This is a genomic window from Rhizobium indicum, assembly GCF_005862305.2.
Classification (GTDB): domain Bacteria; phylum Pseudomonadota; class Alphaproteobacteria; order Rhizobiales; family Rhizobiaceae; genus Rhizobium; species Rhizobium indicum.
Window position 1 is genome coordinate 3,609,898 of the sequence record NZ_CP054021.1, and the last position, 25,103, is coordinate 3,635,000.

Genomic DNA, 25,103 nt, shown 5'->3' on the forward strand with positions numbered 1-25,103 from the left:
CATCCTGTTCGGGGGTTGAACTTACTGCCTGGTTGATGAACAAGAGGTAATCTGACGCGGGCGCCGGTTGGGCGCCCGTTTCGTTTGACAGAATATCCAGGCCCCAGGAGCATTGCGCGATGAGCATTCCCGCCCGGATCAAAGACGATCTGCCGTTTCTGACCGCCTTGCGCCGTGACCTGCACGCCCATCCCGAACTCGGTTTCGAGGAGGAGCGCACCGGCGGCATCGTCGCGAGGCTTCTCGAGGAAGCCGGCATCACGGTGCATCGCGGTCTCGGCGGCACCGGCGTGGTCGGCACGCTGCAGCTCGGCAACGGCACACGCAGGATCGGGCTGCGGGCCGACATGGATGCGCTCGCCATGCCTGAAATGGCGGAGCGGCCTTATAAATCGACCGCGCCGGGAAAAATGCATGCCTGCGGCCATGACGGCCATACGGCGATGCTGCTTGGCGCCGCGCGGCATCTTGCGGCAACGCAGGATTTTTCCGGCACGGTGCATTTCATCTTCCAGCCGGCCGAGGAAGGTCGAGGCGGAGCAAGGCGCATGGTCGAGGAGGGGCTGTTCAAGCTTTTCCCCTGCGATGCCGTTTATGGGCTGCATAACATGCCTGGGCTTGCGGTCGATGAGATCGCCGTGGTCGAGGGGCCGCAGCTTGCCTCCTCCGACAGCTGGCGCATGACCTTCCGTGGGACCGGTACGCACGGCGCCAAGCCGCATCTCGGCCGCGATCCGATCACGGCGGCGGGGACCTTCCTGTCATCGCTGCAGACGATCGTCGGGCGGGTGGTCGATCCGCTGCAGCCGGCCGTCGTCAGCGCCTGTTTCCTGCAGGCGGGCGACTCGAAGGCTCTGAACGTCATTCCTGATATCGTCGAGATCGGTGGGACGGCGCGAGCCTATTCGCCGGAAGTGCGCAACCAGTTGGAAACCGAGATCGGACGATTGGCGCATGGCACTGCGGCCATGTACGGCATCGCTGTAGACTATGCATTCGAGCGGCGGATTCCGCCTGTCATCAATGACGCGGATGCGACCGCACGGGCGCTGGCAGCGGCCGGCTCGGTCTTCGGCGGGAAGGTGCAGACAAGCTTTCCGCCGTCGACGGCAGGCGACGATTTCGCCTTCTTCGCCCAGAATGCGCCGGGCTGCTATGTCTGGCTCGGCAACGGTCCGGCGGTGGATGGAGCGCTGCATCACAACACGGCCTATGATTTCAACGATGAAGCGCTGGGATATGGGGCAGCCTATTGGGCGGCGCTGGTCGAGCGAGAATTGAAGGTTTGATTATCTGCTGCCTAATTGCCTAAATCGGAATCGGTTTTAGGAATTAGGCAGCAGTTCAAATTGTTACATTCGTCAATGTCCATCAGTCCATCGGCGATTCCTCAACCCTTGCTGTCCCGCGCGTGGCATGGATGAAGGCGAACACGAAGCCGATCGCCAGCACAAGCACAATGGTCGGCGCCGGCGCGCTGTCGATGAAGAAGGACAGGTAGACGCCGACAAAGGAACCGATCACGGCAATGGCGACGGAGAGGAGCAGCATCGTGCTGAACTTGCGGGTGAGCAGGAAGGCGATGGCTCCCGGCGCAATCAGCATGGCGATCGAAAGGATGATGCCTACCGCCTGCAAGGCGCCGACGATCGTCAGCGAGATGAGGGCGAGAAGGCCGTAATGCAGCAGGTTGATCCTGAGGCCCACCGCTCTCGCCTGGGCGGGGTCGAAGGCGTGCAGCAGGAAGTCCTTCCATTTCACACCAAGAATGACAGCTGTGATCGCAGCGATGACGGCCGACTGCCCGATGTCGCGCCAGGAGACACCGAGCATGTCGCCGAACAGGATGTGGTCGAGGTGCACGTCGGACTGGATCTTGACATAAAGGACCAAGCCGAGCCCGAACATGCCGGAGAAAACGATGCCCATCACCGTATCCTGTTTGATACGGCTGTTGTCTTTCAGGAAACCGGTGGCGATAGCGCAAAACATGCCGGCCACGAAGGCGCCGATCGCGAAGGGAATGCCGACGATATAGGCGATAACCACGCCGGGGAAGACGGCGTGGCTGATGGCGTCTCCCATCAGAGACCAGCCTTTCAAAACCAGGAAGCAAGACAACAGCGCCATCGGGATTGCGACCAGCACCGAGATCACCAGCGCATTGACCATGAAGCCGAACTGGAAAGGCGAAAGAAGCGTCTCGACCATGCTCATGGCGCTGCCCCCAGCGCCTGCGCGGCGCGTCTGCGCGCCGCCAGCATGCCGTGTTTGGGTGCGAAGAAGAACGCGATCAGGAAGATTGCCGTCTGCAGCACGACGATGATGCCGCCTGTCGCGCCATCGAGGAAGTAACTCGCATAAGCGCCGACGAAACTGGTCATCGATCCGATGATGACCGCGATCACAAGCAGCCGCGGGAAGCGGTCGGTCAGCAGATAGGCGGTCGCGCCGGGTGTCACCACCATGCAGATGACGAGGAATGCACCGACGGTCTGCAGCGCCGCGACGGTGGAGGCGGACAACAGCGTGAAGAAAATGACCTTGAGAGCGGTCGGATTGAGACCGATCGATCGGGCATGGCTCTCGTCGAAGAAAGTGACCATCAGGTCCTTCCATTTGACGAGCAGGACAGCGAGCGACACGAAGCCGATGATGGCGAGTTGCAGCGTATCCTCGGGCGTGATGGCGAGAATGTTGCCGAGCACGATCGTCTGGATGTTGACTGCCATAGGCTGGAGCGAAACCATGAACAGGCCCAGCCCAAAGAAAGAGGAGAAGATCAGGCCGATGATGGCATCTTCCTTCAGCTTGGTGCGCTGGTTGAGGAAAAGCATCGCTGCGGCAGCGAGTCCTCCGGAAAAGAAGGCTCCGATCGAAAAGGGAAGTCCGAGCATATAGGCGCCGGCGACGCCGGGAACGATCGCGTGCGAGAGCGCGTCTCCGATCAGCGACCAGCCTTTCAGCATCAGATAACAGGAGAGGAAAGCGCAGACGCCGCCGACAAGGGCGGACACCCACATGGCATTGAGCATGTATTCATAGGTGAAGGGCTGCAGGAGGTCGGCTATCATTCCCGACCCCCATTGCCACTATCGGACCTCCGGGCGGTCGCTTTTCCACCCTGCAGGATCAGGGGGCGCTCATCATCGGTTATGACGCCGATCGACGTTGGCCTGCCGTTCTGCGCTTCGCTGAACACGAAATGACGCAGTACGCCGCCAAAGGTCTTTTCCAGATTTTCCTGCGTAAAAGTCTCGACGGTCGGGCCGTAGGCGAGCACCGTGCCCTTGATCAGGATGGTCCGGTCGCAGAATTCCGGCACGGAGCCGAGGTTGTGGGTGGAAACCAGCATGACGCGGCCTTCATCCCGCAGTTCGCGCAGGAGCTTGGTGATCTGGTCCTCGGTCTTTACGTCGACGCCGGTAAAGGGTTCATCGAGCAGAATGACCCGGCCGTCCTGCGCCAGGGCTCGCGCCAAAAAGACCCGCTTCCTCTGACCGCCGGAGAGTTCGCCGATCTGGCGCTTGCGGAATTCGCTCATGGCTACACGGGCGAGCGCGGAGGCCACTGCCTCGTGGTCTGCTGCCTTCGGGATGCGCATCATGCCCATGTGGCCGTAGCGGCCCATCATCACGACATCCTCGACCAGCACCGGGAAGTTCCAGTCGACTTCTTCCGATTGCGGCACATAGGCGACGAGGTTCTTGCGCAGCGCCTCTTCGACTGGCATGCCAAGCACGCGAATGTGGCCCCTGGCGAGACGCACGAAACCCATGATCGACTTGAAGAGCGTCGACTTGCCGGAACCGTTGACACCGACCAGCGCGGCGATCGTGCCCGTGGGGATCTGGAAACTCGCGTCCCTCAGGGCCGTATGTCCGTTGCGGTAAGTGACGGTCGCATCCTTTACCGTGATCCCCGATCCCGCATCCGAGGATGCGGGACGGACAAGATTGCCAAGCAGCACGGTCATTGCGACAACCCATCGGCAAGACCCTTCGCGACCGTATCGGAGGTCACGCGCAGAAGATCGATATAGGTTGGCACCGGGCCGTCGGCTTCGCTCAGCGAGTCGACATAAAGCACGCCGCCATAATGCGCACCGGTTTCGCGCGCCACCTGCCGGGCCGGTTTATCGGAAACAGTGCTTTCGCTGAAGACGGTTGGAATCTGGTGTTCCTCGACCGCATCGATCACCTTGCGGACCTGCTGGGGCGTGCCCTGCTGGTCGGCGTTGATTGGCCAGAGATAGAGTTCCTTCAGCCCGAAATCGCGTGCGAGATAGGAAAAGGCGCCCTCGCTTGAAACCAGCCAGCGCTTGTCCTCGGGAATTTTTTCGAGGGTGGCGCGGATCGGAGTGATCGTCGCTTCGATCTTCTGCTTGTAGGCCTCGGCGTTAGCCTTGTAGGTCTCCGCATTCGCCGGATCATACTTTGCGAAAGCATCCCGGATATTGTCGACGTAGATCAGGGCGTTCTTCGGCGACATCCAGGCGTGGGGATTGGGCTTGCCTTCGTAAGGGCCTTCCGAGATGCCCATCGGTTCGATGCCATCGGAGACGACCGCACCGGGGACGTCGTGCAGGTTCTGGAAGAACTTTTCGAACCAGCGCTCCAGATTGAGGCCGTTCCAGAGAATGAGCTGTGCACCTTGTGCTCGCTGTATGTCACCCGGCGTCGGCGCATAGTTGTGGATCTCTGCGCCCGGCTTGGTGATCGATTCCACGATCGCGGCATCACCGGCCACGTTTTTTGCCATGTCGGCAATCACCGTGAAGGTCGTCACCACCTTGAACTTCGAATTGGTTGTCTGTTGGGCAGCGGCGGGAAAGGCAACCAGCACGGCTGCGAATGCCACCCCTATCATTCCGGCCAAAACCGACCGTCTTTCCCCATAGAGCATATATTTCTCCTCTTGCTGCTATTGCGACCGAATTGCAAAAGCCGCGGAGAGTCGAACAAGTTGCGCTTCGGAATGATTTGCAAAAAATGCTTGACGACCCTTGTTTCGACTATTGTGCAATTAAGAATGAATTGCAACAATGATCCGAACCGGAGGCCGAAAAAGATGACAGCGGGCCCCGACGGGCTGGCTGCGGTCAACCTCATCGAACAACGCATACCGGGATTTGCGTAACGGCGCATGGTTCGATCGGTTAGGCGTTTGAGGGGCACACGGTACCCCTCATGACGGAACTTGCGCGCCCTCGGCCTTTACAAGACCTTCAGCACGGGGTTTTCCAGCACCTTGCCCGTTACCACATCGGCAATCCCCTGATCGGTCTGATGCGGGCCGACATTGCAGGCGAGCGTGGCGCCGAAGCAGGCCTTGAAGACCAGATAGGGCGGCTTCCACGTGACGATCTTTTCCATCGCCTTGCGGATGCCGGCGAAGGCCAGGGCCGTGTCCTTCAGCGAGGCATCGGTCACTAGGCCTGAGAGCGGCAGCGGCAGCATCGCCTCGATCCTGCCGTCCTTGGCGACCGCCATGCCGCCGCCGGCTGATATGACGGCGTTGGCGGCGAGCGCCATGTCGCCGGCATTGCCGCCGAAGACGGTGAGGTTGTGGCTGTCATGCGAAACGGTGGTACAGAAAGCGCCGCGCCATTCACCCCAGCCGGTGAGGAAACCGATGCGCGGGATGCCGTCGGTCTTGCCGTGGCGATGGGCGACCGAAATCATGGCGCTGCCGGCCGGCGGCACGACGAAACCATCCCTGACCTCGGTTTCGGCCTCGCCCCATTGCGTGAAGCGCGGGCGGTCGATGGTGGCGACGCGGACGCGCGCGCCCTTCGCCGGAATGCGAAAATCATTCTCGGTCAGCGGCGGCAGCTTCACCGAATTGACAAGCGGCGCCGTATCGATCTGCTGGACGGCAACCTGCATGCCGCCGTTGCGGGCAACGATGCGGCCGCCTGATATGACGAGCCGCGCCCGGAACTCCGCGAGGTCTTCGAAGAGCACGATGTCGGCGCGGCGGCCGGCGGCGACGAGGCCGAGATCGGAGCGCTTCAGACGTTGTGCGGCGTTGAAGGTCGCGGCACGGATGGCCCATTCCGGCTTCATGCCGTAGCGCACCAGGCGCCTGATGACGTCGTCGAGGCCGCCACCTTCCTGGAGTTCGTCAGGAAAGACGTCGTCGGTGCAGAGCGTGATGGTCGGGGGCAGGTGGCCGAGACCGTTCAGTACCTCGACGAACTCCTGCAGCAGATGGTCGTGAGAGCCGCGCAGCTCGATCGTCAGGCCGGAGGAAAGCTTGGCGAGGAGATCGGCGCCGGAGGTAAGTTCGTGGTCGGAGGTGATGCCCGACGCCATGAAGGCGTTGAGATCGGCGCCTTCGAGGCCGCGGGCATGGCCGCAGACGAGCTTGCCGGCGGCAAGGCCGGCATTGACGATAGCAGTCATGCGCGGATCGCTGTCGATGACGCCGCGCATGTTCATCACTTCGGCGACGCCGCCGATGGCGGAGGAGTGCAGCATCTCGGCGACGACCGCAGCATCGAAATCGGCGCCGGCAAGTTCCAGGCCCGGCGCGGAGGGCACGCAGGAGGGCGCGAGAAGGATCATACGCAGCGGCAGGCTGCGCGCCGCCTCGATCGCCCAGCGCACGCCGTCGAGCCCGTGGACATTGCCGAATTCATGCGGATCCCACACGATCGTGGTGACGCCGCGTGGCAAGACGGCGCTCGCATATTCGGCCGGTGTCACCATCGAACTTTCGATATGCATGTGCGTGTCGATCAGGCCGGGCGTCAGGATACTGCCCGCCGCATCGATGATCTCGATGGCATCCGTGCGGCTTGCCGGGGCATGAACGCTTGATATCAGCGCGCCGACGAGGCCGATATCGGCTTGCCGGGTCAGGCCCGTCACCGCATCGAGCAGCCGGCCGCCGGTGATCAGCATGTCGAAGGGGGCATCGCCGCGCGCAGCGGTGACGGCGCGGGCCCGCAAGGCGGGATCGTTGAGATCGGCGGGTTCTTGGCGAGCGGTGATGTTCATTTGCGGGCCTCGTTGACCAGGGCAGCGAGAATGATGACACGCGCCATGTCGGCATCGATGTCGGCGGCGAATTGCGCATTGAAGGTCGCATGCGTGGCGCGGGTCTCGACGACGGTGCGGCCGCGGGTCAAGGCGCCCTGCAGCTCGACGTCGATACGGGCGGGGCGGAAGCTGACAATATCCGGAGCGACGAAGGCGACGGCGGCGGAAGGATCGTAAATTGCCATGGCCGGGCGGCCACGGCTGGTGCCGATGCGGATATAACCCGAAAACATATCGGCGATGAGTTCGGCATTGGCGCCGCCGGCATTGCGCACCGGCTCGGCGTCTTCGGGCCTGGCCAGCACCTTGCGGCAGAGGTCGAGATCGACCATGCGCAGCGGCAGTCCATGGGCGATGACGATCGAGAGGGCCTCGGGATCGGCGAGCGCGTTGAACTCCGCGGAGGCCGTATGGTTGCCGCTGGTGACGCCGCCGCCCATCCAGACGAGTTCGCTGATGCGGGCAGCAAGATCGGGCCGGGCAAGCGCCACGGCGGCGATGTTGGTGAGCGGGCCAAGCGCCAGGATGCGGTGCTGGCCTTTGCGCTCCAGCCAGCGGCAGAGTGCTGCGAAGGCATCGCTTTCGGCAAGGGCCGCCGCCTGCGGCAGGCTCCTGCCGATAGTGGGGATGCCGGTTTCGCCGAGGATCGCTTGAGCGGTTTCCAGCTTGCCGAGCACGGGCATGGCGCGGCCGGTGTGGATGGGGAATGTCCAGCCGAAGGCGCCGGCGGCGCCGGCGGCGTTTATCCTCACCTGCGGCAGCGGCGTATTGCCGAAGACCAGTGATATTCCGTCGATCTCGAATTCCGACTGTCCCACCACCAGAATGGCGGCGATGTCGTCGAAGCCCATGTCCGTGTCGATCCAGACGCCCATGATTTCACCCGAACCGTTTGAGGCTTGCCGCGCCGGCAACCGGCAGATCGAAGGTAAGCGGGCTGCCGATCTCGTGCGGCGGCAGGCCTGCATCGATCTCGGCCTTGATCGGGCCGAGCGGAGTGTCGAGCAGGTATTCGCGGGTGTTGCCGGCGAAAGACGTGCCGCACACGGTGCCCTGGAAAGCACCGGAGCCAAGCTTCACCATGCGCGGACGCCAGGCGAGGCCGGCTGCGGCTTCCGGCGCCGGGCCGGAAAGTCCGACCGGCCCATTCGGCGTCACAAGCTTTCCATCCTTCAGCGCGAAGACATTCTCGAAGCCGACGAAATCGGCGACGAAGGCCGAGGCCGGATTGTTGTAGATCTCCTCCGGCGTGCCGATCTGTTCGATGCCACCGTTCAGCATCACGACGATGCGGTCGGCGAGTGCCAAGGCTTCCACCTGGTCGTGGGTGACGAAGATCATGGTGACGCCGGTCTCCTTCTGCACGCGTTGCAATTCGGCGCGCATTTCAAGGCGAAGGCGGGCATCGAGATTGGAGAGCGGTTCGTCGAGCAACAGCACCTTCGGCTCCATCACCATCGAACGGGCGAGCGCCACCCGCTGCTGCTGGCCGCCGGAGAGTTCGGCGGGCTTGCGGCCGCTAAAAGCCGACAGGCCGACCGATTTCAGGCCGGCGCCGACGCGGGCGTCGAGATCCGCACCTGAGATACGCTTGAGACGCAGGCCGAAGGCGACGTTCTCATAGACCGTCAGATGCGGGAAGAGGGCATAGGACTGGAAGACGAGGCCAACGGCGCGTTTGTTGGCAGAGACGCGGGTGATATCGGCGCCGTCGAGGCGGATGCGGCCAGCGGTGGGCGTCAGCAGGCCGGCGATGGCGCGCATCGTCGTCGTCTTGCCGCAGCCGGAGGGGCCGAGAAGTGCCACCAGCTCACCTTTGCCGATCGCCAGGTCGAGGTCCTGCACCGCGACCGTGTCGCCATAGGCAAGGGTCAGCTTGTCGAGTTGAAGATAGGCATCAGACATAGCGCGAGAATCCCAGGAAGCGTTCGGCGAGAAAGACGATGCCGATCGAGAGAAAGGCGAGAAGGGCGGAGAGCGCCGCGATGGAAGGATCGTAGGTGGTTTCCATGTAACCCAGCATGTCGATCGGCAGCGTGCGGACGCCGGGACCGGACAGGAAGAGCGAGACGGGCACCTGATTGAAGCTGGTGACGAAGCCGAGGATGAAGGCGGCAAGGATGCCGCCGCGGATATTCGGCATCACCACGCGGAAGAAGGCGCCGAGCCGCGAGGAACCGAGTAGGACGGCAGCCTCCTCAATGTCCGAGCGCAGATTGTCGAGGCTCGCCGAGACGACACGCACGGCATAGGGCAGCACCAGCGCCGTATGGGCGAAGAAGAGCGCGAGCGTGATGTTGAAGCCGAAGGGCACGACGAGATAACGCAGCAGCGCCAGGCCGACGATGATGCCGGGCACGATGATCGGCAGCGACACGATGGTGCGGACGGTCTCGGCCGCGGGCAGCTTGTAGCGGGAGAGGGCGTAGGCGGCCGGGATGCCGAGGAGGAGGGCTGCGAGCGTTCCGAAGACAGCGAGGAACATCGACATGGCGAAGCTGTCGCGGAAACTCTCGATGGTGAACACCTTCATCACCCAACGCAGCGACAGGCCCTGCGGCGGGAAGGCCAGCGTATCTCCTGATGATAGCGAAGCGGCGATGATGATCAGGAACGGGCCGATCAGGAAGACCAGCAGCAGGAAAAGCACGAGGGGCGAAAACAGGCGCAGCGTCATCGGCGGTTCCTCGCCGTCGCAAGGCGTTTCAGCAGGATGTTGGCGGCAAAGCTCATGACGATCAGGATGAAGGCGATGACGCTTGCCGAAACGAAATCATTGGCGACGGAAACCTGCTGGTACATCAGCGTTTCCAGCATCAGCACCTTGGAGCCGCCAAGCACGGCGGGGGTGATATAGGCGGTCAGCGATCCGGTGAAGACAAGCGTGCCGCCGACGACGAGGCCTTCCCTGGTGAGCGGCAGGATGACTTTCCAGAAGACCTGGAACCAGTTGGCGCCGAGCACACGAGCAGCCGGAATCGCATCCTTCGGCATGTTTTCGAGCGCGCTGATCAGCGACAGGATCATCAGCGGCAGGAAGAGCTGCAGGAGGCCGATGAAGACGGCGGTCTCGGTGAACAGCAGCCGCAGCGGCTCGGCGCTGAGACCCAGGCCTGTTATCGCCTGGTTGACGATGCCGGTGCGGCCGAGAATGACGATCCAGGCATAGGTGCGCGCCACCGGAGAGATCATCAGCGGCAGGGTCACGAGGCCGATCATCCGGCCTTTGCCCTTCGCCGGCAGGTTGACGATGGCAAAGGCTGCGGCATAACCGATGACCGCGGAAACGGCGGTGACTTCGAGGCCGAGCCGGAACGTGCGCAGGAAAACGGTGCGGTTCAACGTCCCGGAGAAGAAATCGGCATAGGCCGACAGGCTCCAGGCGCTGCCGGCGCGGAAGCCCTCCGACAAGAGGATCGCAACGGGCAACAGAAAGACCACGGTCGCAAAGATGGCTGCCGGCAAGGCAAGCGCCAGGGCTTCTGCGCGGTTCTGGAACATGAGGCGCCTTTCGAGCGGACAGGAGGGAGGCCCCGGCAGAGGCGCCGGGGCCAATTTTCACGCGGGCCTTACTGGCCGACCTTCTCGTTCCACGTCTTCAGCCAGCCGGCGCGATTGTCGAGGGCGACGGCTGATGGGATCAGCTTGAGGCTCTTGGCCGTTTCCTCGCCATAGGTGAGGTTGTTGGCGGCGGCTTCGGAAAGCTTGACTTCGCTGTTTGCCGGGCTGTCGATCAGCTTTTCGGCGAGTTTGGTCTGGATCTCGGTCGAGAGCCAGAAGTCCATGAACTGCAAAGCGAGATCCTGGTTCTTCGAGCCCTTGGTCAGCACCAGCACGTTCATGCCGCCGGTCTGGCCCTCCTTCGGCGTCGCCCAGGCGACCGGGACGTCGAGTTTGGTGAAGCCGGCCCATGAGAAACGACCGATCGGCGCTGCCCAGATCTCCTCCTGCTGCATCAGTTGCCCCAGCTGCGAGGACTTTTCGTAGAAGGTGACGATGTCGTCCTTCTTCTCGCCCAGCGCTTCGATCGGCCCCTTCAGATCCGGCGTGTCCTTGCCGAGCGCCAGGCCCAGCATATAGAGCGCCGGCGGCCCTTGGTTGGTGGTCACGTTTGGAAAGGCGACGTGGCCGACATATTCCGGCTTCAGCAGATCGGCCCAGGAGTCGATCTTCATCTTATCGGAGCGATAAGCAATCGAGGTGGCGTAGAAGGTGTAACCGACGCTCATGCCGTCACCGTTCGGATCCTTGGCGACGTCGTAGAGCTTGGCGAAATCGGCGAGCTTCGCGGTATCGATCTTGTCGATCAGGCCGGCGCGCGAGGCGGCCAGCGCATCGGCCATGGAAACGGCGGCGAGATCGACGACCGGGTTGGCCTTGTTCGCCTCCATTTTGGCCAGACGCTCGACGCTGTTGCCGGTTTCGACCACGAGTTTGCAGCCGCATTTGGCTTCGAAGGGATCGTAGACCAGCGTCTTGAAATCGTCCTGCGCAAAGGCATAGACGGAAATCGTCAGCGTCCGTTCTGCTGCGGCTGCGGTGAGCGGGGAAAGGGCGGCGAGGGCTGCCGAGGCAATAAGAGCTTTTTTCATCTTACATGTTCTCCATCTCTGAGGTTTTTGGTGCCGGGTTCGCAGGCCCAGATGATTGGCGGACGATCAGCTGCATGGCGACGCGTTCGATCTCCGCGGTAACGAGTACGCCCTCGCGGATGCTGCTTGTTCTTATGGTATCCACCAGCGCCGACACGGCAATCTCGGCAATCCTATCCATGTCCATCCGGACCGTCGTCAGCGACGGCGTGACAACAGATGACCAGATGAGGTCGTCGAAGCCGGTGACGCTGACGTCAGTGGGAATGTTGATGCCCGCCTGCTGCAACTCCGTCAGCGCCCGCAGCGCCTGCAGGTCGGACAGGGCCGCGAAGGCGGTGAAACCCTGCCTGACTTTTTCGGCGAGGCCGAGCGGGCAGCCGCTGCCGTTCTCCTTCTCCAGCCTGTCGATCCACAGCGTTTCCGAATGCATGCCGCGGCGCATGCCGGAGCGGATGCCGCCGGCACGGTCGTTCTGGACGTTGGATTCCTGATTGTTGCCGATGATGAGGATGTGGCGATGGCCGAGGCCTGCGAGATGGCCGGCGATTTCATGGCCGCCCTGCCAATGGTCGGCGGCAACGGTGTTGCCGGGCGTCGAGGGAGTGTCGATGACGGCGACCGGACAGGCGGCGGACGAGATGCGGGTGGCGCGGCGGGGAATGACGACCATGCCGTCGACGCCGCGCTCGACCAGCCGGTTGATCGCCTCGGTCTGGGCGGCGACATCACCGCGAGAATCGGCGATCAGCACGCCGTAACCTGCGGCGGAGGCAGCGAATTCGATCGCCTGCGCGATCTTCGGGAACAGCGGATTGGCGATATCGGGCAGCACCAGACCGAGAACGCCGCTGCGGCCGGTCCGCAGCGCCCGCCCCGCCTGGCTCGGGACGTAACCGAGCTCGGCTGCATGCTCACGGATTCTTTCGACCAGTTGGCCGGAAACCCGGCCCTTGCCGGAAAGCGCATTGGAGACCGTGGCGACGGAGACGCCGAGCGACGTCGCTATTCTGCTGAGGTTCGGTCCCGGGCGCGATGCTGGCATGATTGACGATCATTCTGATTAATCGTTTAATCAAAGTGATAGCTCAGCTTTTCCCGCCTGTCGAATCCGAATTCATATTATGCGCAATTATTCGGTTACGGCACGCGGCGGACAAGAAAAAGCCCCGCGAGACGATCGCGAGGCTCTGTACTTTCAGATCGATTGAAGAAGTTGTCAGCCCTTGACAGCCACAACCTTCGCCGCCGGTGCGGTGGTCTTGCCGCCGGGGGCGAAACCGCCGCCGATTGCGATATTCAGCGACACGTAGTCCTTGGCCATCTGCTGGACGGCTGCGGCAAGGCTTGCCTGGGCGAGCGAAACCTGGCGCTGGGCGTCGAGAACGTCGAGCAGCGAAGAGGCACCGTCCTTGTAGGATGCGGTCGAAAGTTCGAGCGTTTCCTGTGTCGTCTTCACTTGAGCCTGAAGTGCCGAGACCGTGCGGGCGTCACGGCGGACGGCCGAAAGTGCATTCTCGACCTGTTCGATCGCGGTCAGTACCGTCGACTTCCAGTTGAGATAGGCCGCTGCGGCATTGGACTGCGCCGTCTTGACGCCGGCGCGCAGGGTACCGCCATCGAAGATCGGCAGGTTGAGGGTGGGGCCGAAGGACCAGGGCGTCAGGCCGCCGTGGATGCCACGCTGGTTGATGTAGGCCGGCGAGATCGAGCCGCTGAGCGAGATGCTCGGATAGAGCTGCGCCTGGGCGACGCCGATCAGTGCCGTTGCAGCTGCGAGGTCGCGTTCCGCCACACGGATGTCGGGACGGTTGCGGATCAGGTCGGCCGGGATGCCGGAGGCGATGCCGCCGCGGAATACCGGCTGGCCATAGCCCTTCAGCAGATCATCGACAAGGGTTGCGGCCGGCAGGCCGAGCAGCGTGGCGATGTGATGGGCCGAAATGCGGATGTTGGTTTCGAGGCCGGGAATTTCGGCGAGCGTCGACTGCACCAGGCCTTCGGCCTGAACGACGTCGAGACGCGAGGCGGCGCCGGCTTCCAGCTGGAACTTGGTCAGTTCGTAGGTTTCCTGACGGGACTTCAGGTTGGCCTTCGAAAGCGCCAGGCGCTGCTGATAATAACGAACGTCGATATAGCTGGAGACGAGGTCCTGCACGAGGGTCAGCTTGGCAACGTCTGCCGATGCGTAAGCAGAATCGAGCGAAGCGAGAGCGCTCTCGGTGTTGCGCTTGTAGAGGCCGAAAATATCGAGCAGCCAGGTCAGCTGTGCTTCGCCGCCGCTGGTGTTGCGCGTGTCGAACTGCGTGCGCAGCTCGCCCCTCTGGCCGCTGACCGTGTGCGAGGCGCCGACGGTCAGGTTGGGCAGGGCGCCGGCTCCTGCGACGGTGACGTTGGCGGAAGCCGCATTGATGCGTTCGATCGCCTGCTGGACTGACAGGTTCTGGTCGAGGCCGGACTGGACGAGGCCGTCCAGCTTGCGGTCTCTGAAGGCGCTCCACCAGGCCACGGTGGTAACATCGCCATCACTCTTGGTTCCACCCTCTCCGAATTTGGCGGGCAGCGGCATCTCAGGAGGAACATGATCCGGGCCCACAACGCAGCCCGACAACAATAACAATAATGCCGGTGTGGCAAAACGAAGAGATACCATTCATTTCATCCTGTACTCGAGCAAGTCAATTCTTGTCCAAAGCTTCATGCTTCACTATCGGCCGCCGCGCCTCGTTCTACCAAAAACACCATTCCGAAGCAGTCGGGCGCAATGTAGCAACGGGAACTGCATTATCACAGTGCATTTATATCACAGTCCTGCCGCATTTTTACCGCGTGTGGCAAAGATGCGTCGGATGACGACGAAAAACGACGGCACGAAGAAAATTCCGAGCATTGTAGCCGCCAGCATGCCGCCGAGAACGCCGATACCAATGGCATTCTGTGCCGCCGAGCCCGCGCCTGTCGCGATCGCCAGCGGCACGACGCCGAGAATGAAGGCAAGCGAGGTCATGATGATCGGCCGCAGCCGCAATCTTGCGGCTTCCAATGTCGCCTCGTAGAGCCCCATGCCGCTTTCCATGCGGTCCTTGGCGAATTCGACGATCAGGATGGCGTTCTTCGCCGCCAGCCCGATGGTGGTCAGCAAGCCGACCTTGAAATAGACGTCGTTCGCCTGGCCGAAGACCGTTGCCGCCGTCAGCGCCCCGAGGATGCCGACAGGTACCGCCATGATCACCGAGAAGGGGATCGACCAGCTTTCGTAAAGCGCTGCCAGGCAGAGGAAGACGACCAGCACCGAGATCGCGTAGAGCATCGGCGCCTGCGAACCGGACAGCCGCTCCTGATAGGAGATGCCCTGCCAGGCGACGGTATAACCGCCGCCGAGCTGATTGGTCAGTGCTTCCATTTCTTTCATCGCATCGCCGGAAGAAACCCCGGGAGCGGACGCTCCGTCGAGCGGAATGGCGCTGACGGCGTTGAAGCGGGCAAGCGAGGGCGCGCCCTTCACCCATTCCGTGCGGGTAAAGGCGGAGAAGGGCACCATTTCGCCGTCATTGTTGCGGGCGTACCAGTGGTTGAGATCGCTCGGCTGCATGCGGAAGGGCGCATCGCCCTCGACGTAGACCGGCTTGATCTCGCCGTTCAGCGTGAAGTCGTTGACGTCGCGGCCGGTGAAGATGATCGACAGCATCGAATTGACCGAAGCGATGTCGACGCCCATGGCGCCGATCTTTTCCTGATCGAGCACGATGCGCATCTGCGGCTCGACTTCCTTGTTGCTGCTGCGCAGCGCCACGATCTTGCCCGAGCTATTGCCCATCTGGATCAGCCGCTTGGAGGCGGCCGTCAGGGCGTCGTTGCCGTGGCCGCCGGTGTCGACGAGATACATGGAGAAGCCGCTGGACACGCCGAGACCCTGGATCGCCGGTGGCAGCAGCGCGAAGACCTGCGCCTCGCGGATCGCGAAGAAATTGCCAAGCGCCCGGTTGACGACCGATTGAGCGCTCAGCGTCGGATCGGTGCGTAGCGAGAAATCCTTGAGCTTGGTGAAGACGATGGCGCTGTTCTGGCCGGAACCGCTGAAGCCGAAGCCGAGCGCGCCGAATACGGAATCGACGGCGTCCTTCTCGTTTTCACGATAGTATTTCTCGACCTTCTCGACGACTGCCTGGGTCTGCTGCGTGGTCGAGCCCGGCGGTGTGGTGACGATGGTCAGCAGCACGCCCTGGTCTTCCTGCGGCAGGAATGAGCTCGGCAAGCGAGTGAAGAGATAGGCGCAGCCGGCGCCGACCAGAAGGAAGGCCAGCATGACGCGGATCGGCCGCTTCAGCAGATAGCCGATGGTCGTGATATAGCCGTTGGTCGAGCGCGTGAAGTTGCGGTTGAACCAGTCGCCAACGCGGTGCTTCCTGTGTTCGCCGACCGGCTTCAGCATCGTGGCGCAAAGTGCGGGCGTCAGCACGAGGGCGACGAGCGCCGACAGCAGCATGGCCGAGACGATGGTGATCGAGAACTGGCGATAGATGATGCCGGTCGAACCGCCGAAGAAGGCCATCGGAATGAAGACGGCGGTGAGGACGAGCGCGATGCCGACGATGGCGCCGGTGATCTCGCCCATCGATTTTTCCGTCGCCTCGAGCGGCGAAAGCTTTTCTTCGGACATGATGCGTTCGACGTTTTCGACGACGACGATGGCATCGTCGACAAGAAGACCGATCGCCAGCACCATGGCGAACATCGTCAAGGTATTGATCGAGTAGCCGGTGACCGCCAGCACCCCGAAGGTGCCGAGCAGCACCACGGGAACGGCAATCGTCGGGATCAGCGTCGCGCGGAGATTCTGCAGGAAGACGAGCAGCACCACGAAGACGAGCACGATCGCCTCGATCAGCGTGTGCACGACCTTCTCGATCGACAGTTCCACGAAGGGCGTGGTGTCGTAGGGATAGGTGATCTCGACACCTGCCGGCAGGCCGCGGCCGATGACCTCGAGCGCGGAGCGCACGCGGGCGGCGGTATCGATGGCGTTGGCGCCGATTGCAAGATTGACGGCGAAACCGGTCGACGGCTGGCCGTTGTAGCGCGAACTGCCGCCGTAGCTTTCCTGACCGATCTCGATGCGCGAGACGTCGCTCAGACGCACCGTCGCGCCGTCCTTTTCGACCTTCAGGATGATGTGCTCGAAATCGGCGACGGTGGTCAGCTGGCTTTGGGCGGTGATGGTGACGTTGATCTGCTGGCCGGGGATCGTCGGCTGAGCACCGAGCGAACCGACGGAGACCTGGGTGTTCTGCGCCTGGATGGCTGACGTCACGTCGCTCGGCGTCAACTGGTATTTCAGCAGCTTGAACGGATCGAGCCAGACGCGCATGGCGTATCCTGAACCGAAGACATTGATGCTGCCGACGCCTTCCAGGCGCTGAATCTGATCCTCGATCGAGGTCGACATGATATTGCCGAGGTCGACGGAGTTGCGCTTACCGTCGGTCGAAACGAGCGAGCCGACGAGAAGGATGCTCGAGGTCGAGCGGGTGACGCTGATGCCGGCATCGATGACGTCGCTTGGAAGCTGCGACTGAACCAGCTGCAGCTTGTTCTGCACCTGCACCTGGGCGATATCGGGGTCGGCGCTCGTCCCGAAGGTGAGCTGGATGCTGGCCGAACCCGTCGATGAGGTCGAGGTCATGTAGGTGAGGTCGTCGAGGCCGGTCATGCCGTCCTCGATGATCGTCGTCACCGATTTCTCGACAGTCTCGGCGCTGGCGCCGCGATAGGTGGCGTTGATGCGAACCGTCGTCGGGGCGATGTCGGGATATTGCGAGATCGACAGCGTGAAAATCGCCAGCAGGCCGGCGAGCATGATGGTGATCGCAATGACCCAAGCGAAAATCGGACGTCGGATGAAAAACTTGGCCATCGGTTGTTCCTGTGCGGCTGAGACGGTGACGATGCGGGCCTGCGGCGATTACTTCGCTGCGGGCTTCTGCGCGTCACCGGCCGCGGGCTGCTCGGCAGGCACGACCACGCCGGTGTCGTTGATCTTCATCGGGACCGGCTTCACCGGCATGCCTGAGGTGATCGATTGCAGGCCGCTGACGATCAGCTGATCGCCGTCCTTGATGCCTTCGGTCACGAGCCAGGAATTGTTGGAGGGCGAGCTGTTCTCGAAGGCGCGGGTTTCGACCTTGCCGTCGGCGGAAACGAACTGTGCCGTCAGCCGGCCGTTGGCGTCACGGCTCGTCGCCAGCTGCGGCAGCGCATAACCGGCCTCGGCGCCGAGCTCGACGGTTGCGCGGACATACATGCCGGGCAGTACGATACGGTCGGGATTGGGAAAGAGCACACGAATGATGAAGGTGCCTGTGGTCTCACTGACCACCTGTTTCGACATGTCGAGCTTGCCCTGCTGGTTATATTCCTTGCCGTTTTCGAGGATCAGGTGGAAGACGACATTGGCTTCGCCCTTGATGTCGCCGGCGGCCATCGCATCGCGCAGCTTCAGCAGGTTGGTGCTCGATTCCGTCAGCGAGATGTAGATCGGATCGAGCTGGCGGATCGTCGTCAGCGCCGTCGTCTGGTTGGCAGAGACAACGTTGCCGACATTAACGGCCGTCTGGTCGATGATGCCGTCGAAAGGGGCGACGATCCTGGTGTGGTCGAGGTCGATCTGTGCAGCGGACAGTGAGGCCTTCGCCGACTCGACTTCGGCCTTGGCCTGGAGCAGCGTCGTCTTGGCCGTTTCGAATTCGATCTGGGTGGCGCCGCTGCCGACGAGGCGCTGGTAGCGGTCGAGATTGCTTTCAGCGCTCGGCACGCTCGCCTGCGCCTTGGAAATCGCCGCCTTGGCCTGCTCGACGGCGGCGATATAGGGTGCATCCTCGATCTGGTAGAGAAGGTCGCCCTTCTTGATCTCGCCGCCGTCCTTAAAGGCGACCTCGCGGATCAGGCCGCTGACCTGAGGCCGGATATCGGCTGTCTGAAATGTCTCGGCGCGGCCGGGCAGGATCGTGGTGATCGGGAAGCTGCCCTTCGTCAGCGCGATGACGCCGACGGGGGCAGCCTGCTGCGCCCCGGCTGCACCCGCATTGCCGGCGGGCTTGGAGCCACTGTCGCTGCAGGCGGCGAGAAGGGCTGCGAATGCCAGGGCCGAGGAGATGAGGAGGGCACGGCGTATCATGCTGAATTCCTGTGCGGTGGCAATCGCCGTTCAATCCACGAGCTCGGGCCTGCGGGCTCGGCTTGAGCGAGCGCAGGCTTATATAGGCGTCAGGATTGGGTTGGCTTCAAATGCCGTTATCCGAATTTAAGAAAAGCTTTACGAAGTGACGTAATTCAGCAATCATCACTTAGCAAGCGCTATTTTGCAGTGCGGCATCGACGAAACACACGATTTTTTCGGCGCGGTGCACAAGGGTCTCCTTGTCGTCGCGAGCGATCAGGACAGGGTGCAGCACGCAGGCGAGGACGTCTGCAACGGTACGCGCCGCGCTCTCGGGATCGCGGCAATGATAACTTCCCTCCGCCATGCCTTCACGGATGATCTCGCCGAGCTTCGCCTCGATGCGGGCGCGATAGCGATTGCCGGCCTCGAGTTTGGCCTCGATCGTCGAAAGCACCATTTCGAAGATATAAGGGTTCTTCTGGATGTCCTGCAGGTGGCTTTCCAGCAGGCGCAGGATGAAGCGGAGCAGTTGTTCCTTTGGCGGCAGCTTCTCATCGAAGGCGGCGAAGCGCTCGGCGGCATCATCGAGATGACGTCCTGCGATCGCATCGACGAGCGCCACCTTGGAACGGAAATGCTTGAAGACATTGGCGGGCGACATGTGGAGCGCGCCGGCGATATCGGCGATCGACACCGCAACGAAGCCGCGCTCGCGAAACAGCATCTCCGCCATGGAAAGGATGTCTTCCCGCGTTTCCTCGGCCTTGCGTCTTGGCCTTCTTACCATTTGTTCCCCGCCGGGCTGAGCCCGATACCCCTTTTTGCCAATGCTAGCGCGATTGGAAGGAATGCCGCAAGCTGATGATCGGGCCGGCGGCTTTCGTCTGTCGCCATTTCAAGGGAAATAGGGAGCGAGGTTGTTTCGGACACGGGCAAGTGGCGTCTCGCCGCTATCGTCAGGAACGAAGCGCTCGCCGGTGATCGCCTCGTAGGCTTTGATATAGACGGCCGAGGTCTGCTCGATCAGTTCGGCGGGGATTTCCGGGATCTCGTCCTTATAGGGATCGCAGCGTTCCGCCACCCAGGCGCGGACGAAATCCTTGTCGAAACTTTCTGGGCGTTTTCCGGCGGCAAAGCTTGCCGGATAGCTTTCGGCAAGCCAGTAGCGACTGCTGTCCGGCGTGTGGATCTCGTCGGCGAGGATAATGTTGCCGTCACCATCGGTGCCGAACTCGTATTTGGTGTCGACCAGGATCAGCCCGTTTTTCGCCGCCATCTCCTGGCCACGGGCAAAGAGGGCGAGCGCATATGTCGACAGCGTCTGCCATTGTTCCTTCGTGAGAAGGCCGCGCGTGACGATTTCGGCCGGGGTCAGCGGCTCATCGTGGCCGCCGTCGAATTCCTTGCTGGTCGGCGTGATGACGGGTTCCAGCAGGATCTGGTTGTCGCGCATGCCGTCGGGTAGACGCATGCCGTACATCTCGCGTTCGCCCTTCTTATAAAGCGTCAGGATCGAGGTGCCGGTGGTGCCGGCGAGATAACCGCGCACGACGATCTCGACTGGCAGGATGTCGAGCCGCTTGCCGATGACGACATTCGCATCGGGATAGTCGAGAACGTGGTTCGGGCAGATGTCCTTCGTCGCCTCGAACCAGTAGCGCGCCGTCTGTGTCAATACCTCGCCCTTATAGGGGATGCAGGTCAGGATGCGGTCGAAAGCACTCAGCCGGTCGGTGCTGATAATAATGCGGCGTCCGTCCGGAAGATCGTAATTCTCGCGCACCTTGCCGCGATAATAGGCCGGCAATTCCGGGAAATGGGCTTCGGAAAGAATTCGCACGGTGCTCGACTGTCCTTAGTTATTGGGTGAAGACTTCCTGCTCTAGTTTCATTGCTGGGGAAGTCAAGCCGATCGGGTATCGCATCACAGCCAGAACAGACCGGTAAGAAGCAGGGCGAGGCCGTAACTTGTGACGGCAAGCGGCCAGCCGACGCGCAGGAAGTCACTGAAGCGGTAGCCGCCGATGCCCATTGCCAGCGTGTTGTTGTGATGGCCGAAGGGCGTCAGGAAATCGAGCGACGCTCCGGCGGCGACCGCGATCAGATAGGCGTCCGGCGCATGCCTGCCGGCTCTTGCGAATTCCAGTGCGATCGGGGTCAGGACGATTGCGACCGTCGCATTGTTGACAAAAGGCGTCAATGCCATGGCGAGGAAGAGGATGAGGGCGATGCCGAAGAGCGGATGGGTGATCGGCACGACGAGGCTGAGCCAGCCGGCAATGGTTTCGGCCGCTCCGGTGCTTGCCACCGCCTGGCCGATCGGGATCATCGCCGCCAGCATGATGATGATCGGCCAGTTGAGATCGGCCATCGCCTGACGGATGTTGAGGTGATTGAGCAGAGCGAGCACGAGCACGACGCCGGCAAAAGCGATGTCGGGACGCAGGCCGGCCGCCGAGGCGGCGACGCCGCAGGCAAAGAGCGCGAAGGGCCGCCAGGATAGGAGCGGCGCCGGTTCGCTCGGTGCTGTCGAGGCGAGCGGCAGGCACTCGCTTTCCTCCAACGCTTCGCCGATTGCAATGCGCGGCCCCTCCAGCGTCAATATATCGCCGATCGACAATTGTAGGTCGAGGAAGCGGCCCTCGATGCGTGGCGCGCGCATGGAAAGGGCGGTGACCGCGATGCCGCGACGGTGGAAGACTTCGAGCGAGCGGACGCGCGAACCGACCAACGTGCTCTCCGGCATGACGACGGCTTCGACACGGGTGAAATCCGGCTGCAGCCCATGCGGATGGGCATCGGCGATCAGCGCCTGCGTGGCGGCAAGGCCGGCAAAGACCGCATCGGCGCCTTCGGCAAGCAGCACGTCGCCGGGTTCGATCACCGACTGGTCGAGCGGACCGAAGACGAAACTGTCGCCGCGGATCAGCGCATGCGGCTTGATACCGAAACTTGCCGGGCAATCGGAAAGCCGCACGCCGATCAGCGGCGAGACGTCAGGGATGCGACGCTCAACGACGATGCGACGCGCGGTTGGGGAGATCGTTGCCGGTGTTTCGTCGGGTTCCGGAAACAGGCGCTGCACGCGAAAGGTGATGAGCAGAATTCCGGTGATGGCGACCGGTAGGCCGACATAGGCGAAATCGAAGAAGTGGAAGCCGGCTCCGGTCGCCTTGGCGAGCGCATCACTGACGAGCAGGTTGGCCGGCGTGCCGATCAGTGAAACGAGGCCGCCGAGCAGAGCGGCGAACGAGACCGGCATGACGAGCTGGCGGCGGGGGATCGTCAGGACCGTGCCGAGACGTAGCGCGACCGGCAAGGTGATCGCAAAGGCGCCGATATTGTTCATGAAGATGGACATGAAGCCGGCGAGCGCGGAAGTACCGGCGATGACCTTGAAGCCCGAAGGTCTTGCGGCCGCGAAACGGGCGGCGAGACTGTCGAAGAGCCTGGCGCGCGCCAGCACCTGGACGATTAGCAGGATCTCGACGACGGTGATGACGACGGGACTGGCGAAGCCCGTGAAGATCTGCTCGGCGGGATAAAGGCCGAGCGCATAACCGCCAAGCAGGCCGGCGATCGAGACCACCTCGATGCGGATGCGATCGAGCGAGAAGAGAATGAGCATCGCCAGCAGAAGGATCAGCAGGGATGCTTGCTCGAACGACATGGGCAGATCCGTTGTTTCATCGATCAGGCGGGACTGTAATCGTTCCTCATGCGCTGTACAGAGGTGCCTTCAGGCAAAGATTGAACAATCCTCATATCTCGCGTCAGGCTGGTGGTGCCTGCCACCGGCCTCTGGCGTTCCGCTGCAGAATAGGGGTTGCGAAGACGCCGATGGTGCGCGCGCTCCATTGCGGCCCGGCGGCTGCGAGGCTTTCGCGCCAGCGCTCCGATTGCAGCATGGCCGCACCGATGACGACGGGTTCGATGCCGCAGCCTGTCAGCAGATGAAGACCCGCGACGATCGAGGCGCCGCTGGAAATGACGTCATCGATGAGTGCGACGCGTTGTCCCTGAAGCAGCGGCAGCATGCGCGGATCGATATAGAGACGTTTCTGCTGTGTCGGCGTGGTGATGGAAGACAGGGCGACGGAGAGCTCGTCGCGATACCAGAATTTGCGCGAGGTGCCGAGCGGAACGTAGCGGCTATGGCCGAGCTTCTGCGCCACGACGGCGGCCAGCGTCAGGCCGAGCGTCGGCAGGCCGGTGACGACATCGATGCGCATGGGCCTGATCTTCTCGGCGAGGCTTTCGGCGAGCGCATCGAGCACGGCGAAGCTCGCCTGGTTGACGATCAGCGAGGCGAGGGCCCGGTCGCCATCCGCCAGCTCACGGATCGGCAGGCGAAGCTGGCGGCCGTCTTCGAGCGTGGCGACGTAAAAGGAGGTGAACTCCCCATCGCCGGCAAAGGTGCCGGGCGGGTGAAGTTCCTGCCAGAAGTCGTGCGGCGCCATCTCCGTCACAGCAGTCAATTGCGTCTCGTCCTCTCCATGCCGGTTTTCCGGCGCAGTGCCTGCAATTCGGGTTCGGTCAGCGCACGCACGGTGCCTTTCGGCAGTTCGCCGAGTTCGAGTCCGCCGATTGCAACGCGCACGAGACGCAGGCATTCGGTGCCGAGCGCCTCCAGTATGCGGCGGATCTGGCGGTTGCGGCCCTCGTCGAGCTCGACCTCGATCCACGAATTCCTGTCGCCCTGGCGCAGGCGCCGCGCGGCGGTCGCCGTCAGCACTTCGCCGTCGTGGCGGATGCCTGCTGTCATGGCGGCTATGTCCTCGTCGTCCATGATGCGGTCGATCTGGACATGATAGGTTTTTGTTACATGGGTGACCGGATTAAGCAGGATCTGGGCGAATTCGGTGTCGTTGGTGAAAAGCAGCAAGCCCTCGCTCGCCTTGTCGAGCCGGCCGATCGGAGAGAGATGCGGGATGTCGAAATCCCTGAGACAATCATAGACCGTCGGCCTGCCTTCGGGATCGTGGCGGGTGGTGACGAGACCGCGAGGCTTGTTGAGCATCAGATAGATTTTCGCTTCGGCAGCGATGACGAGGCCGTCGATGCTGATCCTTGCCGTGGCAAGATCGACCCATGCGGAGGTATCGCTGACGGTACGGCCGTCAACCGCAACACGATTTTCGGCAATCAGACGTTCGGCCTGCGTGCGGGAGCAATAACCGAGTTTGGAAAGGGCACGGGGAAGGGTGACCCGCTTGGCCGCGGCGGTATCTCCGGGCTTTGTTCGTTCACGCGTCTTGTGCGGGGGGCGCCGCTCCCTCATTTGCCATCCTTATCCTGCTTTCGATGCCGTTTTCTTGGCATGAACGGCAGAAGGATGCCAGCAACGTGAATAAAAAACGAGGGGAATAAAGGCGCTGCAACAAGGGGTCAGCGCTTTGGATAAAGCGCCGTCACGGCTTTGTTAGGGTGGTGCTGCCTCAGCGGCAGACCATGAAACCGGCCAGTTCCTTGCGGCTGACGACGATGCCGGCGGCGGCCTTGACCGGGTCCGGATGTGTGTAGGACAGACTAGGCATTTCCGGCAGATCGAGTGCCTGGCGCATATTCATGATACCGACCGCATAGCGGCCATCGGCGCTGTCGACGCTGACTTCAATAATGCAGTTGGCCCTCTTGTTTTCCATGGTAGTCCTCCCTTCGTTTTTTATGTTCCCATAGCTGGCATTAAAAATTGGTTTTTCTAAGACATAAGCATTTACGCACCCTGCCGAAAAACGGATCGGCGGGTGCGCAAAAACTGGTTTATGGGTGGATATGGCGTGTTCAGCGCCACCAATGGCGAGGCTGCGGCTGCGAACTGCCGGAAAGCAGGTATCCGGCAAGAAAGCCAATGGCGCCTGCAAGCACCAGGGCAGTGGTCGTTGCGGTCGGATGCTCGCGGGCGGCGTCGGCAGCAGCCACACCTTCGGCCCGGATCTGGGCGACGGCGTTCTTTGCCCGGGGCAGGGCTTCGTCATAAACCTTGCCGGCGCGGCCACGCACTTCGTAATAGGCTTCAGCGCCCTGAGCGGAAATCATCTTCTGCAGGCGCGAGACTTCCTGTTGGAGTGCGGCGATGTCCTTGCTGACGGATGCTCTGATATCATCGGTATTGGCAGCCATGTCGGTCTCCTTCCTTCAATGGGAAAGACAACACCCAACTCGGTGATAGGTTCCGAAATCTCAGCCGCTGATTTGTGACGGAAATTTAAAGCTCGCCGGTCGGAGGCGCTTTAATCCTCCGTTAACCATAATTTCGCGCAAGATCCTGTTTTCTCGCTATCTTTCGATCGTTGAGAACGACGT

The 25,103-nt window shown here is 62.2% G+C and carries 22 protein-coding genes; 1 reads left to right on the forward strand and 21 read right to left on the reverse strand.

Features of this window, described 5'->3' with window-relative positions:
- Nucleotides 1-119 precede the first annotated feature (119 nt).
- A complete protein-coding gene (locus FFM53_RS17555; RefSeq protein ID WP_138391219.1) occupies nt 120-1,289 on the forward strand; it encodes a M20 aminoacylase family protein in 1,170 nt (389 codons plus the stop codon).
- An 82-nt stretch (nt 1,290-1,371) separates the two neighbouring features.
- Here the strand turns inward: FFM53_RS17555 and FFM53_RS17560 are convergent, their stop codons facing one another.
- From FFM53_RS17560 to FFM53_RS17660, 21 genes are all read right to left on the reverse strand, one after another.
- The gene (locus FFM53_RS17560; protein ID WP_138391220.1) at nt 1,372-2,217 is read right to left on the reverse strand and encodes a metal ABC transporter permease; all 846 of its coding nucleotides are present in this window, start codon (nt 2,215-2,217) and stop codon (nt 1,372-1,374) included.
- Nucleotides 2,214-3,074: an iron/manganese ABC transporter permease subunit SitC gene (gene sitC / locus FFM53_RS17565; protein ID WP_173883602.1), complete on the reverse strand. Its 861-nt coding sequence runs from the start codon at nt 3,072-3,074 to the stop codon at nt 2,214-2,216. Before sitC ends, FFM53_RS17560 begins: the two co-directional genes overlap by 4 nt.
- On the reverse strand, nt 3,071-3,976 hold the full coding sequence (locus tag FFM53_RS17570) for a manganese/iron ABC transporter ATP-binding protein (RefSeq protein WP_138391221.1): 906 nt from the start codon (nt 3,974-3,976) through the stop codon (nt 3,071-3,073). The genes sitC and FFM53_RS17570 overlap by 4 nt, the downstream gene beginning before the upstream one ends.
- Complete coding sequence (locus FFM53_RS17575) at nt 3,973-4,905, reverse strand: metal ABC transporter substrate-binding protein (protein ID WP_138335022.1); 933 nt, start codon at nt 4,903-4,905, stop codon at nt 3,973-3,975. Before FFM53_RS17575 ends, FFM53_RS17570 begins: the two co-directional genes overlap by 4 nt.
- Before the next feature lie 311 nt (nt 4,906-5,216).
- Nucleotides 5,217-7,004, reverse strand: a complete 1,788-nt coding sequence (locus FFM53_RS17580; RefSeq protein ID WP_138391222.1) for an adenine deaminase — start codon at nt 7,002-7,004, stop codon at nt 5,217-5,219.
- Entirely contained in the window at nt 7,001-7,921 is a 921-nt protein-coding gene (locus FFM53_RS17585) for a nucleoside hydrolase (protein WP_138335024.1), read from the reverse strand. The genes FFM53_RS17580 and FFM53_RS17585 overlap by 4 nt, the downstream gene beginning before the upstream one ends.
- A 4-nt stretch (nt 7,922-7,925) precedes the next feature.
- Nucleotides 7,926-8,951 (reverse strand): ABC transporter ATP-binding protein, encoded by a 1,026-nt coding sequence (locus FFM53_RS17590; protein ID WP_138391223.1) that lies wholly within the window; start codon nt 8,949-8,951, stop codon nt 7,926-7,928.
- Nucleotides 8,944-9,723, reverse strand: a complete 780-nt coding sequence (locus FFM53_RS17595; protein WP_017961938.1) for an ABC transporter permease — start codon at nt 9,721-9,723, stop codon at nt 8,944-8,946. Before FFM53_RS17595 ends, FFM53_RS17590 begins: the two co-directional genes overlap by 8 nt.
- Nucleotides 9,720-10,547, reverse strand: a complete 828-nt coding sequence (locus FFM53_RS17600) for an ABC transporter permease (protein ID WP_138335026.1) — start codon at nt 10,545-10,547, stop codon at nt 9,720-9,722. Before FFM53_RS17600 ends, FFM53_RS17595 begins: the two co-directional genes overlap by 4 nt.
- 68 nt (nt 10,548-10,615) lie before the next feature.
- On the reverse strand, nt 10,616-11,638 hold the full coding sequence (locus FFM53_RS17605) for an ABC transporter substrate-binding protein (protein WP_138391225.1): 1,023 nt from the start codon (nt 11,636-11,638) through the stop codon (nt 10,616-10,618).
- A gap of 1 nt (nt 11,639) precedes the next feature.
- On the reverse strand, nt 11,640-12,683 hold the full coding sequence (locus tag FFM53_RS17610; protein WP_138335028.1) for a LacI family DNA-binding transcriptional regulator: 1,044 nt from the start codon (nt 12,681-12,683) through the stop codon (nt 11,640-11,642).
- 174 nt (nt 12,684-12,857) lie between these two features.
- Nucleotides 12,858-14,291 carry an efflux transporter outer membrane subunit gene (locus FFM53_RS17615; protein WP_138391226.1) on the reverse strand — a complete coding sequence of 478 codons (1,434 nt, stop codon included), beginning with the start codon at nt 14,289-14,291 and terminating at the stop codon, nt 12,858-12,860.
- A 150-nt stretch (nt 14,292-14,441) separates the two neighbouring features.
- Complete coding sequence (locus FFM53_RS17620) at nt 14,442-17,552, reverse strand: efflux RND transporter permease subunit (RefSeq protein WP_138391227.1); 3,111 nt, start codon at nt 17,550-17,552, stop codon at nt 14,442-14,444.
- Between the two features lie 48 nt (nt 17,553-17,600).
- Nucleotides 17,601-18,812, reverse strand: coding sequence for an efflux RND transporter periplasmic adaptor subunit (locus FFM53_RS17625; RefSeq protein WP_138391228.1), 1,212 nt, complete (start codon nt 18,810-18,812; stop codon nt 17,601-17,603).
- Nucleotides 18,813-18,981: 169 nt separating this feature from the next.
- The gene (locus FFM53_RS17630) at nt 18,982-19,584 is read right to left on the reverse strand and encodes a TetR/AcrR family transcriptional regulator (protein WP_011653308.1); all 603 of its coding nucleotides are present in this window, start codon (nt 19,582-19,584) and stop codon (nt 18,982-18,984) included.
- 108 nt (nt 19,585-19,692) lie between these two features.
- Entirely contained in the window at nt 19,693-20,637 is a 945-nt protein-coding gene (locus FFM53_RS17635) for a phosphoribosylaminoimidazolesuccinocarboxamide synthase (protein ID WP_138335032.1), read from the reverse strand.
- A gap of 84 nt (nt 20,638-20,721) precedes the next feature.
- A complete protein-coding gene (locus FFM53_RS17640) occupies nt 20,722-22,467 on the reverse strand; it encodes an SLC13 family permease (RefSeq protein WP_138391229.1) in 1,746 nt (581 codons plus the stop codon).
- 103 nt (nt 22,468-22,570) lie between these two features.
- On the reverse strand, nt 22,571-23,257 hold the full coding sequence (locus FFM53_RS17645) for a phosphoribosyltransferase (protein WP_138391232.1): 687 nt from the start codon (nt 23,255-23,257) through the stop codon (nt 22,571-22,573).
- 14 nt (nt 23,258-23,271) lie between these two features.
- Nucleotides 23,272-24,078: a pseudouridine synthase gene (locus FFM53_RS17650; RefSeq protein WP_138391230.1), complete on the reverse strand. Its 807-nt coding sequence runs from the start codon at nt 24,076-24,078 to the stop codon at nt 23,272-23,274.
- Nucleotides 24,079-24,235: 157 nt separating this feature from the next.
- Complete coding sequence (locus FFM53_RS17655) at nt 24,236-24,442, reverse strand: hypothetical protein (RefSeq protein WP_012758797.1); 207 nt, start codon at nt 24,440-24,442, stop codon at nt 24,236-24,238.
- A 139-nt stretch (nt 24,443-24,581) separates the two neighbouring features.
- Nucleotides 24,582-24,920, reverse strand: a complete 339-nt coding sequence (locus FFM53_RS17660; protein WP_017961927.1) for a hypothetical protein — start codon at nt 24,918-24,920, stop codon at nt 24,582-24,584.
- Nucleotides 24,921-25,103: the final 183 nt, after the last annotated feature.